We start from the raw sequence: 17,528 nt of genomic DNA, 5'->3' as shown, positions 1-17,528 counted from the left end.
CGCACCGTCAGGACAGCACCTCCTTCACCCGCGCCGGGACCAGGCGGCCCAGCGGCGTGAGCACCGGCAGGACCAGCGGTGACACCAGGTAGCTGTAGGCCACCACCAGGCAGGTCACCGTCGGCACGACGACCAGGCCGACGACGACCAGCAGCACCGTGCCGACCAGACCATAGGGCTTCCCGCTCTTGGGGCTGACCAGCGAGCGGAACGAGCGGTAGCGGACGTTGCTGACCATCAGCAGGCCGGGGACGACGACGACCAGCAGCATCCACAGCCGGTCGCGGCCCTGCATCTGGTCGGCGAAGGCGAAGACGCTGGCCAGCACCACCCCGGCGGCCCCCGGGCTGGGCAGGCCGGTGAAGTACCGCTTGTCCGCCGTCGGGTCGATGGTGGTGTTGAACCGGGCCAGCCGGATCGCGGCGCACGCCACCCACAGGAAGCAGGCGATCCAGCCCAGCGCGTCGAGCTCGTCGCGGCCGTCGGAGAACAGCGCGAAGACCAGCAGGGACGGCGCCAGGCCGAAGGAGACCAGGTCGGCGAGCGAGTCGAACTGCAGGCCGAACGGGGAGACCGCACCCACCAGCCGGGCGACCGCGCCGTCGGCGATGTCGAAGACGACGGACAGCGCGATGAGCAGGCAGGCCAGCCGGTACTCGCCGCGGAAGGCGACCAGCACCGCGCCGAACCCGCACATCATGTTGGCCAGGGTGAAGAGGCTGGGCAGCCACGAGCGTGCCCGCCGCCGTCCGCCGCGGACCGAGCCCCGGACGAACTCCACGGTGGTCGTGCGCCTGCCCGGCATCGGCCGACCCCTCAGCGCGGCGCGGACCAGCGGGCGATGACGGTCTCGCCGCCCCGCACCCGCTGGCCCTGCGCGACGGTGACGGTGCACTCGCGGGGCACGAAGACGTCCATCCGGGAGCCGAACTTCATCAGCCCGATCCGCTCCCCGGTGGCCACCTGGGCGCCCACCCCGACCCGGGTGACGATCCGCCGGGCCAGCACGCCGACGATCTGCCGGAACACCACGGTCCGGTCGCCGTCGCGCACCCACAGCTCGCTGCGCTCGTTCCGGTGCGCGCTCTCCTTGCGGTAGGCGGCCAGGAAGCTGCCCGGCTGGTAGCTGTACTCGCTGATCCGCCCGCGGTAGGGGGCGCGGTTGACGTGCACGTCGACCACCGACAGGAACACGCTCACCTGCTGCCAGTCGCCCTCGGGCGCCACGCCGGGCTGCGGTTCCCCGGCCACCATCACCACGCCGTCGGCGGGGGAGAGCACCTCGTCCGAGGCCGGCGGGACGACGTCGCACCGCCGCTCGGGGTCGCGGAAGAACAGCGCCATGTAGGCGGACAGCGCCAGGAACGGCCACGCCGCCAGGCGCGCCCAGCGGCGGCCGGTCACCCGGCCGAGGGCCGTGAGGGCAGCCGCGGGGCCGAGCGGAACGGCGAGGAAGGGCCAGCCGGCCCGGTCGATGCGCATCGCAGACCGAGGTTACCGGGGCGCGCCCGGAGTGCCCTGGTGGAGCCGGGCGGCGGTCAGCGGGAGGCCAGCCCGCGGCCGGCTCCGCTGTCGCTCGCCCGCGGCCGCGGCGGGCCGCCGTACCAGTCCAGGCAGACCACGGTGGCGTCGTCGCGCAGCTGCCCGCCGGTGGCGCGCATGACCGCGGTGCCCAGCGCGTGCACGACCTCGCGGGGGTGCAGCGCCGCGCTGTCGGCCAGCGCCGCGGCGACGTCGAGCTCGGCGGCGTTGCGCTCCTGCATGCCGTCGGTGACGAACACCACCCGGTCGCCGGGCCGGAGGGGGAACTCCTGCAGCCGGAACGGCCGCTCCGGCTCCACGCCGAACGGCAGGTCGATGTGCAGGTCGACCTCCTCCACCCGGCCCGCGCGCAGCCGCAGCGGCAGGGGGTGCCCGGCGTTGACGATCTGGGCCCGTCCGGTGCGCAGGTCGACCCGCATCACCTGGCCGGTGACGAACTGCCCGGGTGCGGCGTGCGCGGCGAGGGCGGCGTCGGCGTTGTGCAGCTGCTCGGCCAGCGGCAGCCCGCGGCGGCGCTCGTTGCGCAGGCTGCCGACCAGCAGCGTGGCCAGCAGCGCCGCACCCACCTCGTGCCCGACGGCGTCGGAGATGGAGACCTGCAGCGAGTCGCGGTCCAGCGCGTAGTCGAAGGTGTCGCCGCCGACGGTCGCGGCCGGCTCCAGCCAGCCGGCGAGGGTGAACTGGCCGGCTTCGCAGGTGAAGGCGCTCGGCAGCAGCCGGCGCTGGATCTCCGCGGCGAGCGAGAACGGCGTCGTCCGCTGGCCCCACTCGAACAGGTCGGTGTGCCGGCGGTTGGCGATGATGACGTAGGCCAGCGCGTGGCCGGCGGCCCGGATGTCGGCCTGGACCTGCTCGTCCGGCATCTCGGGCAGCACCAGCTCCAGCACGCCGATGGCGTCCCCGCGGTCGGTGACCGGGACGATCATGCAGACGCCGCGCTCGGTGACCGAGACGTCGGCGACCTGGGTGCGCAGCACCTGGGCGAAGGCGGTGCCCTCCAGCGGCAGGGTCTCGGCGGCCTCGGGGCCGACGGTCCGGGTGCCGTCGGGGGCGTGGGTGGCCCGGCCGAGCCGGACCAGCGCGTGGCCGCTGAAGTCGGCGATCAGGAAGGAGACCTCGCTGGCGCCGGTGAGGACGGCGAGCTGGTCGGCGACCGCGGCGACGGCGTCGATCGGCGGGGCGGCCTCCACGCGCTCGAGCAGGGAGCGCAGGTCGAAGCGGGGGCTCACGGGGTGCGGGTCTCCTGGGGTCGGGGCCGGGGCGGTGCTCGAGCCGGGCACGCGCTGCCACCTGGCGACCGGGGGACAGGCACGACACTGCCGGGCCGCCCTGGAGGGCGACCCGGCAGTGGTGGGGCCCCGCCGCGGAGGGCGGGGCCGTACGTCAGGCTGCGGCCTTGGTCTCCCAGAAGATCTTGTCGATCTCGGCGATGTAGTCGAGCAGCTTCTGGCCCTCGGCGGGGTCCATGCTGCCCTTGCCGCCGGCAGCGCCGGCCTGCTTGGTGGCCTTGTTGAACAGCTCGTGCAGCTGCGGGTACTTCTCGAAGTGCGGGGGCTTGAAGTAGTCGGTCCACAGCACCCACAGGTGGTGCTTGACCAGGTCGGCGCGGGCCTCCTTGATCAGGATGGCGCGGGTGCGGAAGACCGGGTCCTCGTTGCCCTGGTACTTCTCCTGGATGGCCTTGACCGACTCGGCCTCGATGCGTGCCTGGGCGGGGTCGTAGACGCCGCAGGGGAGGTCGCAGTGCGCGGTGGCCTCCACGGCGGAGAGCATGCGGAACAGACGCATGGATGTGCCTCCGGGTCAGTGGGGATCGTTCGTCTGCGACCCTACTCGCGGTGATCAGCGAGAACACGTCCAGCGGCGGCGACCCCGGCTCCTCGGCGACCCGCTGGGTGCTGGCGCGGGTCACCGGGCCGTCGATGTCGCCGACCGTGCGGCACGGCGACCGGCTCCTCGTCCGCCGGGTCGCCGGTGGTGACGGCGTGCGACCGGGCGACGTCGTGCTGGCCCGGTTCCCGAGCCGGCCGGAGCTGCTGGTCGTCAAGCGCGTGGTGCGCTCCGTGCCCGGGGGGCACTGGGTGCAGGGCGACAACCCGGTCGTCGCCGACGACAGCCGGGCGTTCGGCCCGGCCGTCGTCGTGGGCCGGGTGGTCGGCCGGCTCTGGCCGCGGCCGGGCCGGCTGCCGGCCGCGCCCTGACCTGCGGTACTGCGACCCTGCGGGCCGGTACCGGCCCCGGAGGCTGCTCTACCCTCCCCGGGCCATGACCTCAGTGCAGCGTGGCACTCCTGACCGGTTCGCCGACGACCCCGCCTTCGCCGTGCACGAGGGCGGCAAGCTCTCGGTGCGCCCCACCCGCTCGATCGACTCGATCGCCGACCTGGCGCTGACCTACACCCCCGGCGTCGCCCGGGTGTCCAGCGCGATCGCCGCCGAGCCCGAGCTCGCCCGCCGGTTCACCTGGGCACCCCGGGTGGTGGCGGTGGTCTCCGACGGGACGGCGGTGCTCGGCCTCGGCGACATCGGTCCGGCCGCCGCGCTGCCGGTGATGGAGGGCAAGGCCTGCCTGTTCAGCGAGTTCGCCGGGCTGGACGCCGTCCCGATCGTGCTGGACACCACCGACGCCGACCGGATCGTCGACGTCGTCGCGGCGCTCGCGCCCTCCTTCGGCGGCATCAACCTCGAGGACATCAGCGCCCCGCGCTGCTTCGACATCGAGGCCCGGCTGCGGGAGCGGCTGGACATCCCGGTCATGCACGACGACCAGCACGGGACGGCGATCGTCGTCCTCGCCGCGCTGCGCAACGCCGCCACGGTCACCGGCCGGACGCTGGCCGACCTGCGGGTGGTCGTCGCCGGGGCCGGTGCGGCCGGCATCGCCTGCACCAAGATCCTGCTCGGGGCGGGGGTGGGCGACATCGCGGTCGCCGACTCCCGCGGGGTGCTGCACACCGGCCGCGAGGGCCTGACCGACGTCAAGCAGTGGGCCGCGGAGAGCACCAACACCGCCGGCCTGGCCGGGACGATGGTCGACGCGCTCGCCGGCGCCGACGTCTACATCGGGCTGAGCGGCGGGACGGTGCCGGAGGCCGCGATCGCCAGCATGGCCGAGGAGGCGATCGTCTTCTCGCTGGCCAACCCGACGCCCGAGGTCGACCCGGCGATGGCCGCGCGGTACGCCGCCGTCGTCGCCACCGGCCGCAGCGACCTGCCCAACCAGATCAACAACGTGCTGGCCTTCCCCGGGGTGTTCCGCGGCGCGATCGACGCCGGGGCGCACACCATCACCGAGGGGATGAAGCTGGCCGCCGCGGCCGCCATCGCCGACGTGGTGGGCGACGAGCTGAGCCCCGGGCACATCGTGCCCAGCCCGCTGGACCGCCGGGTGGCCACCGCCGTCGCCGAGGCGGTCGCCGCCTGCGCCCGGGGGGAAGGCGTCTGCCGCTCCTGATGCCCGGGACCCCCGGGCTGCGGCCAGCACGGCCAGCAGCCCGGCGGTCCCGAGCAGCCAGCCGACGCGGGCCAGCAGCCAGTCGCCGCCGGCCGGGACGTCGTGCAGACCCGGGAGCGGACCGGCCGGGGCGGTCACCAGCCACAGCGCGGTCAGCAGCGGCAGGTGCAGCAGGAACACCGGCAGGGCGGCGCGGTCGGCCAGGCCGACCACCCGCCACCGGCCGAGCCGGGCCAGCCGGGGCAGCAGCAGCGCCGCCAGCCCGGCCTGGGCCAGCGCCAGGCTGACCGTGGCCGCCGACGGCGGGTCGAGGTTCGACCCGGCCGCCCCGCGGACGCCGACCGCGGTCGCCGGGAAGCCGCCCAGCCGCACCAGCAGCAGGACGCCGAGCGCACCGCCGACGAGCAGCGCGGCGGCCGCCGGCCGGGGCAGCGGGCGCCGGGCGAGCGCGATGCCGAGCTGCCAGGGCACCCACCAGCCGGTGAGCACCGCGGTGGACGCCAGCGCGCCGCTCCCGAGCGGGGCCGCGACGGCCAGCACGGCCGGGACGGCGGCGGCCCAGGTGCCCAGCCGGTCGTCCAGCCGCAGCAGGAGCGGGGTGGCGGCCAGCAGGGCGAGGTGCACGCCGAGGAACCACAGCGGGCTCAGCGACAGGACGACGACCGCCCGCACCAGGCTCTGCGCGGCCCCGTGCAGCGACAGCGCCACGGCCACCGCCGCCACCCCGCCGGCCAGCGCGGCGACCGGGCCGGCCAGCGCCCGCACCCGCCGCCACCACCACCGCGGCGCCGCGTCCCGCGCGGTCGCCTGGCTGCGGGCGGCGCCGAACCCGGCGACCAGGAAGAACAGGCCGAGCGTCTGGAACAGCCAGCTGGCCGGGGCGAGCGCCGGCATGGTGCGCAGCGGGCTGTCCAGCCGGACGACGCCGTCCACCGCGGTGGGGGCGGTGACCAGCCAGTGGCCCAGCACCACGCCGGCGGTGGCGACCACCCGCAGGGCGTCGATCCCCGGTTCCCTGCTCACCGGGTCTCCTCCGGCCGGTCGAGGCAGACGTCGACCAGCCCGGTGAGCGCCGCCGACCCCGGCCGGAAGTAGCCGTCGTGCCCGCTGGTGCCACCGGTCGGCAGCGGCCGGGCGCCGAACCCGGGGCTGGTCGGGTCGGTGCCGTGGCCGACGTCGCCGAGGCGCACCGCGGGCAGCCACGCCGTCCAGTCGCCGTCGGTGCGCGCCGCCCAGACCCGGGCGGTGGTGCCCAGCTCGGCGACCGTCCCGGCCCGGGCACCGGGGGAGCCCAGCAGCACGAGGTCGTCGGCGGCCAGGTCGTCGGCGGCCAGCGCGGTGACCACCGCGCCGTAGCTGTGCCCGACGACGGTGAGCCGGGTGCCGGGGGAGAGCTCCGCGCGCAGGTCGTCGACGAACCGGGTCAGCGCTCCGGCCCCGGCACGGGCCAGCCGGCCCGTCGCGGCGTCCACGCCCAGCCCGCGCGGCGTCTCGTAGCCGACCCAGAGGACGACGGCCAGGTCGGCCCCGCCGGCGTCGGCCAGCGACCGGGCCCAGCCGAACGGCCGGCGCTGCGGGTCGTCGGGATCGGCGAGCGTGCCGAGGTCGATGTCCGAGCCGGGCACCAGCACGGCCACGTGACCGGCGGTGGCCAGGTCGCCCAGGGCCAGGACCGCCCGGCCCCGCCCGGAGGGGTCGCAGCCGAGCACGTCGACCGCGCCGAGGCGCTCGACGAGGGCCGCGGCGCACTCCGGGTCCCGGGTGACCGGGGGCGGCACGGCCGCGCCCGACGGTGGGGCGAGCAGCCCCACCAGCACCGCCGACACCGCGCTGACCTGCAGGAACGATGCGATCTTCACGTCCCCCGACGCTAGGCAGATCGCACTCCCGGGTCGTCACGCTGCGGAGCCGTCCTGGCGTGCTACCCCGGTGCCGGTGCGCCGGGCACGGCGAGCCCGGTCTCGTACGCCAGTACCACCGCCTGGGCTCGGTCGCGCAGCCCGAGCTTGGTGAGCACCCGGCTGACGTGGGTCTTCACCGTCTGCTCGGCGAGCACCAGGTGGTCGGCGATCTCGGTGTTGGACAGGCCGCGGGCGACCAGGCCCAGCACCTCGGTCTCCCGCTCGGTGAGCACCTGCAGCCGCTCCGGGCGCGCGGCGGGCGCCGGCCGGGCCGCCACGAAGTCGGCGATCAGCCGCCGGGTGACCGCCGGCGCCAGCAGCGCGTCGCCGGCCGCCACCACCCGGACGGCGTGCAGCAGGTCCGCGGCCGGGGCGTGCTTGAGCAGGAAGCCGCTGGCCCCGGCCCGCAGCGCGTCGTAGACGTGGTCGTCGAGGTCGAAGGTGGTGAGCACCAGCACCCGGGGGCCCGCGCCGCTGCTGGCGGCCAGCAGCGAGCGGGTCGCCGACAGGCCGTCGAGCACCGGCATCCGCACGTCCATCAGCACGACGTCGGGCGCCCGGCCGGCGGCGACCAGCTCGGCGTGGGTGCGCAGCGCCGCGGCGCCGTCGCCCGCGGTGCCCACCACCTCCATGTCCGGCTGGGCGGCCAGCAGCGCGGCGAACCCCTCGCGGACCATCTCCTGGTCGTCGACCAGCAGCACCCGGATCACGCCGTCCTCCCGGCCACGTCCGCCGTCACCGGCAGCTCCGCCCGCACCGCGAAACCGCCGTCCGCCGTGGGTCCGGCGCTGAGCGTCCCGCCGTGCAGCTCGGCGCGCTCCCGCATCCCCAGCAGGCCGACGCCGGCGCCCGTCCGGCCGGGGCGCGCGCCCGGGCCGTTGGTGACCGACACGACCAGCAGGTCCCCCTCCTGGCGCACCGCGAGATCGACCGGCGCCCCGGGCGCGTGCTGGACGGCGTTCGCCAGCGCCTGCTGCACGATCCGGAACGCGGTGAGCCCGAGCGGGGTGGGCACGTCCAGCTCGGCCAGGTCGGCCGTGACCTCCACGCCGTCCTCCCGGGCGGCGGTGACCAGGTCGGCGATCCGGGTGAGGCCCGGCTGCGGCGCCCGGTCGGCCTGCTGGTCCTCGGCGCGCAGCACGCCGAGCAGCTGCTGCAGCTCGGTGAGCGCACGCCGGGCGGTGGCGGCCATCTCGGCGAGCTCGGTGCGGGCCTCGGGCGGGAGCGTGGGCACCCGGTAGGGCGCGGTCTCGGCCCGGACGGCGATGGCGGACAGCTCGTGGGCGACGACGTCGTGCATCTCCCGGGCGATCCGGGCCCGCTCGGCCAGCGCCCCGCGGGCCGCCAGCGCCGTCTCCGTGCGCAGCTGCTCCTCGGCCAGCGCGCGGCGGGCGTCCCAGCGGGCACCCAGGGTCATCCCGATCAGCAGCACCGCAGCCACCACGAGCAGCGACGTCTGCAGGTCGTCGCTCGTCGGCCAGGCAGTCCCGTACCGCAGGACCACCAGCAGCAGCCCGGACACCAGCCCGACGCCGACCGCCGTCCGGCGCGGGACCGCCCAGCCGACGGCGACCAGCACGGGCGCCCACAGGCTCCACTCCCAGAACTCGAGGACGGGCACGTCGAACGCCGGGCCCTGGAGCACGTAGGGGGTGAGCAGCAGCCACAGGCTCAGCAGCCGCCAGCCGTCCAGCGGGCGCCGCAGGGTGAGCACCAGGGCCAGCACCATCGGCAGGCACCAGAGGAACGCCACCCCACCGTTGGCCCGGCCGTCGTCGTTCATGGTCCCGCTGGCCGCGATCACCACGACGAGGCCGTAGGCAGCGACCGCCGCGACGAGCAGTCGCCGGGCCCTCCTCGACCGGCTGTGCCACGGCATCGGGCCGGGCCGCCCGCCGGGCACCAGCACCTGGACGACCAGCCGCCCGGTGCCGCGCGCTGCGCGCGCCCAGTCGGCCGCCAGGTCGTCGCTCACCGGGTCACCGTAGAACGGCGGCACCCGTGGTCAGCCCCTTCCCGGCGCCGACCTCACCCGAGCTGGGCCAGCAGGGGGTCGACCAGCTCGCGGGCGCCGGTGTTGGCCATCAGGAACACCACGGTGGCGAGCACGAACAGCGGCACCAGCACCACCCGCTCGACGAAGGCACCGGTGCGCAGGTGGACCGGGGCGATCCGGCTGCGGCGGAGCAGCCAGAACACCGGGACCGGGACGCCCTCCTTGGTCAGCCCGTCACCGGCGATGTGGGTGAGCACGCCGACGACGACGGCCAGCGGCAGCCAGGCCGGGCTCGGGCTGTGCGCGAGCAGCAGCCAGGCGCCGCCCCAGGACAGCACCAGGTTGCCGATGATCGTGTTCTCGGCCCGCCCGGGGATGACCACGTGCAGCGCCCGCAGCGCCAGCCCGATGGCCAGGGCCAGCAGCAGCAGGCTCGACCAGTGGTTCCAGGCCGCGGCGTAGGCGAGCAGGCCGAAGACCAGCGGACCCAGGACGGCGTCGTGGGTGCCCCAGCGGTGGCCCCGGGCGATCGCGTTCACCGCGCCGGACGGGAGGTCGGTGAACGGCCCCCACATCCGGGAGATGGTCGAGCCCTGCTGGTCGAGGTCCGGCAGCATCGCGAAGCCGCCGACCGCGGAGACCCAGGCGACCTGCGCGACCGTGCCCGAGACGGGGGCCCAGGGCAGCGTCGCGGCACCGGTGGCCAGACCGGAGAGGGCATGCGAGTGACCGAGCACGCCCCCAGGGTGCGGGTCCGCCGGTCAGCAGCCCCGGAGGCGCGCGGCGCTACTCGTCGTCGACGTCGTCCGTGCCCCCGCGGGCCAGCCAGGTGGCCAGCCGCTCGACCGGCACCTCGAAGTCCGGGTGCTGGTCGACGAAGGCCTGCAGCTGGTCGGCCAGCCAGGCGAGGGTGACCTCTTCCTCGCCCCGCCGGCCGGCCAGCTCCTCGATGCCGCGATCGGTGAAGTACACGCCCGGCTCCGTCAGTCGGCGAAGGCCCGCGCGACCAGCTCGCGCTGCTCGACCTCGTGCACCTTGGCCGACCCGACGGCCGGGCTCGCCGACGCCTTGCGGGAGACCCGGCGCAAGGTGCGGCCGGCGGGCAGGTGCTCGGGCAGGTTGACCGCCATGAACTGGGCGGCGCCCATGTTCGCCGGCTCCTCCTGCACCCAGACGACGTCCGAGGCGTTCGGGTAGCGCTCCAGCGCCTCGGCGATCTCCTCGGCCGGCAGCGGGTAGAGCTGCTCGACGCGCAGCACCGCGGTGTCGGCGTTGCCGGTGTTCTCCCGCTGCGCGAGCAGCTCGTAGCTGATCTTGCCGCTGCACAGCAGCACCCGGCGCACCGCGGCGGCGTCCAGCTGCCTGCCGCCCAGACCCGAGTCGGGCAGGACCGGCCGGAACCGCTGCTCGGTGAAGTCCTCGACCGGGCTGACCGCGGCCTTGGCGCGCAGCAGCGACTTGGGCGTGAAGACGACCAGCGGGCGGTGCACGTCCGACAGCGCCTGGCGGCGCAGCAGGTGGAAGTAGTTCGCCGGGGTCGAGCAGTTGGCCACCGTCATGTTGTTCTCGGCGGACAGCTGCAGGAAGCGCTCGATGCGGCCGCTGGAGTGGTCCGGCCCCTGGCCCTCGAGGCCGTGCGGCAGCAGCAGGACGACGCCGGAGCGCTGACCCCACTTCGCCTCGCCGGAGCTGATGAACTCGTCGATGACCATCTGCGCGCCGTCGACGAAGTCGCCGAACTGCGCCTCCCACAGCACCAGGGCCTTGGGGTTGGCGACCGAGTAGCCGTACTCGAAACCGAGGGCGGCGTACTCCGACAGCAGCGAGTCGTAGACGAAGAACTTCGCCTGGTCCGGCGTCAGGTTCTGCAGCGGCGTGTACTCCGCGGCGGTCTCCCGGTCGATGAGCACCGAGTGCCGCTGGACGAAGGTGCCGCGACGGGAGTCCTGGCCGGCCAGCCGCACCGGGACGCCCTGCATCAGCAGCGACCCGAAGGCCAGCAGCTCGCCCATCGACCAGTCGATGCCGCCCTCGCTGGTCATCGCCGCCCGGCGCTCGAGCATCTTCTGCAGCTTCGGGTGGACGGTGAAGTCCACCGGCAGCGAGACGTGCGCGTCTCCGATGGTCTTGAGCACCTCGGTGCTGATCGCGGTGTCGACCGTCGCCTGCTGCGGCGAGCGCGGGTCCATGACCGGTTCGGGCGTCGAGGAGTCGCGGGCGTCGTGGGTCTCGGAGAAGGCCCGCTCCAGCTGCCCGCGGTAGTCCTTGAGCGCCTCCTCGGCCTCGGCCAGCGTGATGTCGCCGCGGCCGACCAGCGCCTCGGTGTACAGCTTCCGGACCGAGCGCTTGCGGTCGATGATGTCGTACATCAGCGGCTGGGTCATCGACGGGTCGTCGCCCTCGTTGTGCCCGCGGCGGCGGTAGCAGACCAGGTCGATGACGACGTCCTTCTTGAACGCCTGCCGGTAGTCGACCGCCAGCTTCGCCACCCGGACGCAGGCCTCGGGGTCGTCGCCGTTCACGTGGAAGACCGGGGCGCCGATCATCCGCGCGACGTCGGTCGAGTAGAGGCTCGAGCGGGCCGCAGCCGGGCTGGTGGTGAACCCGACCTGGTTGTTGATGACCACGTGCACGGTGCCGCCGGTGCGGTAGCCGCGCAGCTGGGAGAGGTTCAGCGTCTCCTGGACGACGCCCTGGCCGGCGAAGGCCGAGTCGCCGTGCAGCAGCACGGGCAGCACGGTGAACCCGCCCTCGCCCTTGTCGATCATGTCCTGCTTGGCCCGCACGATGCCCTCGAGCACCGGGTTGACCGTCTCCAGGTGGCTGGGGTTGCTGGCCAGCGAGACGGCGATGGACCGGCCGTCGTGCTCGAAGGTGCCCTCGGCGCCGAGGTGGTACTTCACGTCGCCGGAGCCCTGCACGGTGCCCGGGTCGATGTTGCCCTCGAACTCACCGAAGATCTTCGAGTAGCTCTTGCCCAGCACGTTGGCCAGCACGTTCAGCCGGCCGCGGTGGGCCATGCCGATCGCGACCTCCTCCAGGCCGTACTCGGTGGAGGCGAGCAGCACCTCGTCCAGCAGCGGGATGACCGACTCGCCGCCCTCGAGGCTGAAGCGCTTCTGGCCCACGTACTTGGTCTGCAGGAAGGTCTCGAACGCCTCGGCGGCGTTGAGCCGGCCGAGCACCCGCTTCTGCTGCTCGCGGGAGGGCTGGTCGTGCTTGACCTCGATGCGCTGCTGCAGCCAGACGCGCTCCTCGGGGTCGGTGATGTGCATGTACTCGATGCCGACGGTGCGGCAGTAGGAGTTGCGCAGCACGCCGAGGATGTCGCGCAGCGGCATCGTCTTCTCGCCGGCGAACCCGCCGACCGGGAAGGGTCGGTCCAGGTCCCACAGCGTGAGCCCGTGCTGGACGATGTCCAGGTCGGGGTGGGTGCGGACCTTGAACTCCAGCGGGTCGGTGTCGGCCATCAGGTGGCCGTTGCGCCGGTAGGCCTCGATGACCTCGATGACCCGGGCTTCCTTGTCGATCTGCCCCTCGTGGCTGACCCGCTTGTCGGCCACCCAGCGGACCGGCTCGTAGGGCACCCGCAGGGACCGGAAGACGTCGTCGTAGAAGCCGTCCTCGCCCAGCAGCAGCTGGTGCATCCGGCGCAGGAAGTCGCCGGACTCCGCGCCCTGGATGACCCGGTGGTCGTACGTGGAGGTCAGCGTGATGATCTTCGAGACGGCCATCTCGGCGAGCGCCTCGGGGCTCATCCCCTGGAACTCGGCCGGGTAGTCCATCGCGCCGACGCCGACGATCGTGCCCTGGCCGGTGGTCAACCGCGGCACCGAGTGGTTGGTGCCGATGGTGCCCGGGTTGGTGAGGCTGATCGTCGTGCCGGTGAAGTCGTCCATCGTCAGCTTGCCCGCGCGGGCCCGCCGGATGATGTCCTCGTAGGCGCCCCAGAAGGCGGCGAAGTCCATCTCCTCGGCGGACTTGATCGAGGCGACGACCAGCGAGCGGGTGCCGTCGGGCTTGGGCAGGTCGATGGCCAGCCCGAAGTTGACGTGCTCGGGGGAGACCAGCGTCGGCTTGCCCTCGACCTCGGCGAACGCGCTGTTCATGTTCGGGAAGTCGTCGAGCGCGCGGACCAGCGCGTAGCCGATCAGGTGCGTGAACGACACCTTGCCGCCGCGGGCGCGGGCCAGGTGGTTGTTGATGACGATGCGGTTGTCGACCAGCAGCTTGGCCGGCACCGCGCGCACGCTGGTGGCCGTCGGGACGGTCAGCGAGGCGTTCATGTTCTTCACGACGCTGGCGGCCGCGCCGCGCAGCGGGGTGCGCTTGGGGCCCGGGGCGGCGCCGTCCTCACCGGCGGCGTGCCGGCCGGCGCCGGGGCGCGCGGCGGGCTTGGCGGGGGCGGCGGGGACCTGCTGGGAGGCTCGCTCGGCCGCGCGGTTGACCACGGTGCCCTCCGATCGGGCGTCGACGGGGGTGGCCCGGGAGGCGGGGGTGCTGGCCGGGGCCGGGGCGCTGGCCGGGGCCGGGGTGCTGGCGGGCGCCGGCTCCTGGCGGGGAGCCGAGGCGGCCGGCTGCGGGGCGACCTCGCGGTCCGGGGCCGGGCTGGCGTAGGAGGTGGCGGTCGGGACGACGGTCGGCGTCGGCGCCGCGGGGGTGGTCGCCGCGGCGGGGGTGGCCTGCGCGGCGGGCTGGCCGTCGCGGTCCTGCCCGTCGGCGACCGGGCTGCCCGGGCGGTAGTCGGCGAAGAAGTCGTGCCAGGCCTGGTCCACGCTGCGTGGATCGGCCAGGTACTGCTGGTACATCTCCTCGACCAGCCACTCGTTGGTGCCGAAGCCCGCCACCGGGTTGGCGGTGTGGGCGGGGGAGGGCTGGGATGAGCTCACGCTTGACACGTTGGCGAGTGCCTTCTTCGTCGGTGGACGTCGTTGGACCGGTTCTCGACTCTACGCCGGGACGCCTGGCCCGACACGGCGCTCTATGAGGTGGCGCACGTGTCCCGGCTCACCTCACCCCGCAGCGCCCGCCGGGGCCGGGAACCGGCCCAGCGTGTCGTCCTGGCGGGGTGCCGGGGGCGGGCCGGTCGGGGTGGTGCCCCGACCGGCCGCGCCTCAGACGACGTCGCGCCGGACGGCCAGCACGGTGCCCAGCACGGCGGCCAGCAGCCCGTACCCGAGCAGCACCAGGCCGCCCTGCCACGCGCTGAGCAGGTCGGTCTGGTTGAAGGTGGCCGTCATGGCCTCCAGGGCGCCGCCGGGCAGCCACTTGTAGGCCCCCTGGGTCGCCGGGATGCTCGAGATGATCCCCTCGACGACGAACAGGTAGACCAGCACGCCGACGATCGCGCCGACCTGGTTGCGCAGCAGCGCGCCCACCCCGACACCGATCACCGTGTAGATGACCAGCGCGGCCCAGGCGCCGCCGAGCACGCGCAGGTTGTCGCCCTCGAGCGAGGGGGCCGCGCCCTTGGCCCCGGCGTACACCGAGACCACCAGCACGTCGACGGCGATGACGACCAGCGCCATCGGGATCGCGGCCAGCGCGTAGGCCACCAGCTTGGCGATCACCACCCGCCCGCGGTGCGGGCTGGCCAGGAACGTCGGCGTCGCGGTGCGGTGCCGGTACTCCTGGGTGGTGCCGATGATGCCCAGCACGATGAACAGGATCGTGGCGTTGGCCGAGACGGCCAGCGCCAGCTGCTCGTAGTCGGCGGTGCCGACGGGGGAGATCCCGCTGTCGTCGTTGCCGGCGAACGCGGTGAACAGGGTCGCGAACCCGCCGACGAGCACGCAGGACCCCAGCAGCAGGCCGATCCACACCCGGGTGGTCAGCAGCTTGGTCCACTCTGCCCGGACCAGCCGGCCGATGACGGCACCCATCAGGAGGCTCCTCGTCCGGTCGTGCCGGGGGCCCCGGCGGCGTACTGCTCCTGGCCGGCGGTGAGCCGGAAGTACACCTCTTCCAGGCCGCTGGTGTGCGCCCGCAGCTCGTGCAGCTCGATGCCGCCGGCGAAGGCGCGGCGGCCGACCTCCTCGACCGGCAGCCCGGTGACGGTCAGCCCGTCGGCGTGCCCGTCGGTGCCGGTGACGGTCGAGGTGGGGGTGCGCAGCAGCTCGGCCAGCGCGGCCGCCTGCGGGCTGCGCACCAGCACGCTGCCGGCGCTGCCCGAGCGGAGCTCGTCCAGCGAGCCCTGCCGGACCAGCCGGCCGGCGCCGACGATGACCACCCGGTCGGCGGTCTGCTCGACCTCGGCCAGCAGGTGGCTGGAGACCAGCACCGTGCGGCCCTCCTCGTGCGCCAGGTGGCGGAGGAAGCCGCGCAGCCACTGGATGCCCTCGGGGTCCAGGCCGTTGGCCGGCTCGTCGAGCACCAGCACGCCCGGGTCGCCGAGCAGGGCGGTGGCGAGACCGAGCCGCTGGCGCATGCCCAGGGAGTAGCCGCCGGCCTTGCGCGCGCCGGCCGGGCCGAGTCCGACCTGGTCGAGCACCTCGTCGGCCCGGGAGAGCGGCAGGCCCGCCGTCCGGCAGTAGACGCGCAGGTGGTTGCGGCCGCTGCGGGCCGGGTGGAACGCGGTCTCCAGCACCGCGCCCACCCGCCGGGTCGGCTCGGGGAGGGAGGTGTAGGGGGCGCCGTTGAAGGTCGCCGTCCCGCGGTCGGGGGTGATGAGCCCAAGGGCCATCCGGAGCGTCGTGGTCTTGCCGGCGCCGTTGGGACCGAGGAACCCGGTCACCTGCCCCGGCTCGACGGTGAAGCTGAGGTCGTCGACCGCGCGGACGCTGCCGAAGGTCTTGGTGAGGCCGCTGACGTCGACCCGGACGGGGTCGAGGGCGGACCGAGTGCCGCTGCTGATCTCGTCCTCCTTCGCATCCGCCGGCAGGCCCGGCGTCGGCATGATCCAAGCGCACCGACCCCCTCTGCGGCCAGCACGTTCGGCCGTCGGCGCGCCCGGACCAGTGACCCCCGGCACACCGTGCGGGGCTACTCCCCGGTAGGTTCCGGCCCCGTGAGCGCCTACCGCACGGTGGTCGTCGGTACCGACGGCTCGGAGTCCTCGCTGCGCGCCGTGGCCCGGGCCGGTGCCCTCGCCGGCGCCTGCGGCGCCACGCTGGTCATCGCCTGCGCCTACCTGCCCACCGAGGCCGACGACCGGGAGCTGCAGCGGGCCCAGGACGTGCTGGGGGAGGAGGCCTACCAGGTGGTGGGCTCGTCACCGGCCGAGGAGACGGTGCGCGTCGCCGGCGAGCGGGCGACCGCAGCCGGGGCCGGCCCCGTGCGCACCGTCGCCGTCGTCGGCTCGCCGGTCGAGGCCCTGCTGGACGTCGTCCGCCGGGAGGACGCCGACCTGCTGGTGGTCGGCAACCGCGGGCTCACCAGCATCAAGGGCCGGCTGCTGGGCTCGGTGCCGGCCGACGCCACCCGCCGCTCGGCGTGCGACGTGCTCGTCGTGCACACCACGGGCTGACCGCTGCCGCCGTCCGAGCCCGGGCCCCCCGACCCGGGCGGCACCGACCCCCGCGAGGCCCTCGAGCGGCTGCTGCTCGACGGGCCCCGCCGCTACACCCGGGCGCAGGTCGCCGAGCTGGCCGGGGTGCCCGCGGAGCGCACCCGCCGGCTGTGGCGGGCGCTCGGGTTCGCCGACGTCGCCGACGACGACCCGGCCTTCACCGACGCCGACGTCACCGCGCTGTCCCGGCTGTCGGCGCTGATCGACTCCGGCTTCGTGGCGTCCGGCGAGGAGGCCTCGGTCGCCCGGGCGATGGGGCAGTCGCTGTCCCGGCTCGCCGACTGGCAGACCGACCTGCTGGCCGCGGTGCTCGGCGGTGCGGACGACGACGGCTCGGGAACCGGCTCCGCCGCCGCCGTCGTCGCCTCCGCCGAGCAGCTGCTGCCGCTGATGCGCGAGCTGCAGGACTACGTCTGGCGGCGGCACCTGGCGGCCAACGCCGGCCGGCTGTTCCTGGACGGCCCCGGCGCGGTCGACCGGCGCGAGCTGGCCGTCGGGTTCGCCGACCTCGTGGGCTACACCTCCCGCACCCGCGGCATGGGCGGCCGGGAGCTGGGCGCGATGGTCGAGGACTTCGAGGGCCTGGCCGCCGACGTCATCGCCCGGTACCGCGGCCGGGTGGTCAAGACCGTGGGCGACGGCGTGCTGTTCACCTGCCCGGAGCCGGTGGACGCGGTGGAGATCGGGCTGCGGCTGCCCGAGGAGTGGAGCGCCGCCGACCGCCCGCCGCTGCGGGTCGGCGCCGCCTACGGCACGGTGCTCACCCGGCTCGGCGACGTCTACTCCCCGGTGGTCAACCTGGCCAGTCGGCTGACCTCGGTGGCCCGGCCCTCGACGGTGCTGGTCGACCAGCAGCTGGCCCGGCGGCTGCGCGGGGTGCCGGGCTACCGGGTGCGCCCGCTGCGCCGGGTGTCGGTGCGCGGGTACGACCACCTGCAGCCGTGGCTGGTCCGCCGGCGGGACACCGCCGAGGACGCCGTCCCCGGGGTCGCGGCCCTCGAGGAGCTGCTCGACGAGATCGCCGACGACGTGCTCGCCGACGACTGGGAGGAGCAGGAGTGGGACGAGGGCGACTGGGACGCCGGCCACGGCCCGGCCACCGGCTGAGGGAACCCGCTCGCCCGGCGGC

The 17,528-nt window shown here is 74.9% G+C and carries 16 protein-coding genes and 1 pseudogene; 4 read left to right on the top strand and 13 right to left on the bottom strand.

Annotated elements, in window-relative coordinates:
• Positions 1 to 7 precede the first annotated feature (7 nt).
• From pssA to sodN, 4 genes are all read right to left on the bottom strand, one after another.
• Positions 8 to 805 carry a CDP-diacylglycerol--serine O-phosphatidyltransferase gene (gene pssA / locus FHX36_RS21695; protein ID WP_110553245.1) on the bottom strand — a complete coding sequence of 266 codons (798 nt, stop codon included), beginning with the start codon at positions 803 to 805 and terminating at the stop codon, positions 8 to 10.
• An 11-nt stretch (positions 806 to 816) separates the two neighbouring features.
• Positions 817 to 1,482 carry a phosphatidylserine decarboxylase gene (locus FHX36_RS21690; protein WP_110553246.1) on the bottom strand — a complete coding sequence of 222 codons (666 nt, stop codon included), beginning with the start codon at positions 1,480 to 1,482 and terminating at the stop codon, positions 817 to 819.
• Positions 1,483 to 1,538: 56 nt separating this feature from the next.
• Positions 1,539 to 2,771, bottom strand: coding sequence for a SpoIIE family protein phosphatase (locus FHX36_RS21685; RefSeq protein WP_183514361.1), 1,233 nt, complete (start codon positions 2,769 to 2,771; stop codon positions 1,539 to 1,541).
• Between the two features lie 154 nt (positions 2,772 to 2,925).
• The gene (gene sodN, locus FHX36_RS21680; RefSeq protein ID WP_110554138.1) at positions 2,926 to 3,330 is read right to left on the bottom strand and encodes a superoxide dismutase, Ni; all 405 of its coding nucleotides are present in this window, start codon (positions 3,328 to 3,330) and stop codon (positions 2,926 to 2,928) included.
• 50 nt (positions 3,331 to 3,380) lie between these two features.
• Between sodN and FHX36_RS21675 the strand changes: the two genes are divergently transcribed.
• The gene (locus FHX36_RS21675; RefSeq protein ID WP_258373042.1) at positions 3,381 to 3,743 is read left to right on the top strand and encodes a S26 family signal peptidase; all 363 of its coding nucleotides are present in this window, start codon (positions 3,381 to 3,383) and stop codon (positions 3,741 to 3,743) included.
• A gap of 64 nt (positions 3,744 to 3,807) precedes the next feature.
• Complete coding sequence (locus tag FHX36_RS21670) at positions 3,808 to 4,995, top strand: NAD(P)-dependent malic enzyme (protein ID WP_110554136.1); 1,188 nt, start codon at positions 3,808 to 3,810, stop codon at positions 4,993 to 4,995.
• A 96-nt stretch (positions 4,996 to 5,091) separates the two neighbouring features.
• Here FHX36_RS21670 and FHX36_RS24180 read toward each other — a convergent pair.
• The 9 genes and pseudogenes from FHX36_RS24180 to FHX36_RS21625 all read right to left on the bottom strand — a co-directional run.
• Positions 5,092 to 5,964: pseudogene (locus tag FHX36_RS24180) on the bottom strand (acyltransferase family protein); the annotation flags it as partial.
• Positions 5,965 to 6,014: 50 nt separating this feature from the next.
• Positions 6,015 to 6,854: an alpha/beta hydrolase gene (locus FHX36_RS21660; protein WP_181428858.1), complete on the bottom strand. Its 840-nt coding sequence runs from the start codon at positions 6,852 to 6,854 to the stop codon at positions 6,015 to 6,017.
• 62 nt (positions 6,855 to 6,916) lie between these two features.
• Positions 6,917 to 7,606 (bottom strand): response regulator, encoded by a 690-nt coding sequence (locus FHX36_RS21655; protein WP_110553271.1) that lies wholly within the window; start codon positions 7,604 to 7,606, stop codon positions 6,917 to 6,919.
• Positions 7,603 to 8,871: a sensor histidine kinase gene (locus FHX36_RS24090; protein ID WP_146251661.1), complete on the bottom strand. Its 1,269-nt coding sequence runs from the start codon at positions 8,869 to 8,871 to the stop codon at positions 7,603 to 7,605. Before FHX36_RS24090 ends, FHX36_RS21655 begins: the two co-directional genes overlap by 4 nt.
• 53 nt (positions 8,872 to 8,924) lie before the next feature.
• Positions 8,925 to 9,629 carry a metal-dependent hydrolase gene (locus FHX36_RS21645; RefSeq protein WP_110553269.1) on the bottom strand — a complete coding sequence of 235 codons (705 nt, stop codon included), beginning with the start codon at positions 9,627 to 9,629 and terminating at the stop codon, positions 8,925 to 8,927.
• Between the two features lie 49 nt (positions 9,630 to 9,678).
• Positions 9,679 to 9,864 carry a DUF6104 family protein gene (locus FHX36_RS21640; RefSeq protein ID WP_110553268.1) on the bottom strand — a complete coding sequence of 62 codons (186 nt, stop codon included), beginning with the start codon at positions 9,862 to 9,864 and terminating at the stop codon, positions 9,679 to 9,681.
• Positions 9,865 to 9,875: 11 nt separating this feature from the next.
• Positions 9,876 to 13,781 (bottom strand): multifunctional oxoglutarate decarboxylase/oxoglutarate dehydrogenase thiamine pyrophosphate-binding subunit/dihydrolipoyllysine-residue succinyltransferase subunit, encoded by a 3,906-nt coding sequence (locus FHX36_RS21635; protein WP_183514357.1) that lies wholly within the window; start codon positions 13,779 to 13,781, stop codon positions 9,876 to 9,878.
• A 225-nt stretch (positions 13,782 to 14,006) separates the two neighbouring features.
• Positions 14,007 to 14,774, bottom strand: a complete 768-nt coding sequence (locus FHX36_RS21630) for an ABC transporter permease (protein WP_110552123.1) — start codon at positions 14,772 to 14,774, stop codon at positions 14,007 to 14,009.
• On the bottom strand, positions 14,774 to 15,787 hold the full coding sequence (locus tag FHX36_RS21625; RefSeq protein ID WP_110552122.1) for an ABC transporter ATP-binding protein: 1,014 nt from the start codon (positions 15,785 to 15,787) through the stop codon (positions 14,774 to 14,776). Before FHX36_RS21625 ends, FHX36_RS21630 begins: the two co-directional genes overlap by 1 nt.
• Before the next feature lie 111 nt (positions 15,788 to 15,898).
• Between FHX36_RS21625 and FHX36_RS21620 the strand changes: the two genes are divergently transcribed.
• Positions 15,899 to 16,357 (top strand): universal stress protein, encoded by a 459-nt coding sequence (locus FHX36_RS21620; protein ID WP_110552121.1) that lies wholly within the window; start codon positions 15,899 to 15,901, stop codon positions 16,355 to 16,357.
• A 3-nt stretch (positions 16,358 to 16,360) separates the two neighbouring features.
• Positions 16,361 to 17,506 carry an adenylate/guanylate cyclase domain-containing protein gene (locus FHX36_RS21615; protein WP_110552120.1) on the top strand — a complete coding sequence of 382 codons (1,146 nt, stop codon included), beginning with the start codon at positions 16,361 to 16,363 and terminating at the stop codon, positions 17,504 to 17,506.
• Positions 17,507 to 17,528 lie beyond the last annotated feature (22 nt).

The organism is Modestobacter versicolor, from assembly GCF_014195485.1.
Classification (GTDB): domain Bacteria; phylum Actinomycetota; class Actinomycetes; order Mycobacteriales; family Geodermatophilaceae; genus Modestobacter; species Modestobacter versicolor.
Note: the sequence above shows the minus strand (reverse complement) of the source record. Positions and strands in the feature narration are given on the sequence as shown.

What these genes read in the sequence shown, in the direction of transcription:
- pssA (WP_110553245.1), bottom strand. Translation starts at nt 805, where the DNA reads ATGCCGGGCAGGCGCACGACCACCGTGGAGTTCGTCCGGGGCTCGGTC.
- FHX36_RS21690 (WP_110553246.1), bottom strand. Translation starts at nt 1,482, where the DNA reads ATGCGCATCGACCGGGCCGGCTGGCCCTTCCTCGCCGTTCCGCTCGGC.
- sodN (WP_110554138.1), bottom strand. Translation starts at nt 3,330, where the DNA reads ATGCGTCTGTTCCGCATGCTCTCCGCCGTGGAGGCCACCGCGCACTGC.
- FHX36_RS21670 (WP_110554136.1), top strand. Translation starts at nt 3,808, where the DNA reads ATGACCTCAGTGCAGCGTGGCACTCCTGACCGGTTCGCCGACGACCCC.
- FHX36_RS21630 (WP_110552123.1), bottom strand. Translation starts at nt 14,774, where the DNA reads ATGGGTGCCGTCATCGGCCGGCTGGTCCGGGCAGAGTGGACCAAGCTG.
- FHX36_RS21625 (WP_110552122.1), bottom strand. Translation starts at nt 15,787, where the DNA reads ATGCCGACGCCGGGCCTGCCGGCGGATGCGAAGGAGGACGAGATCAGC.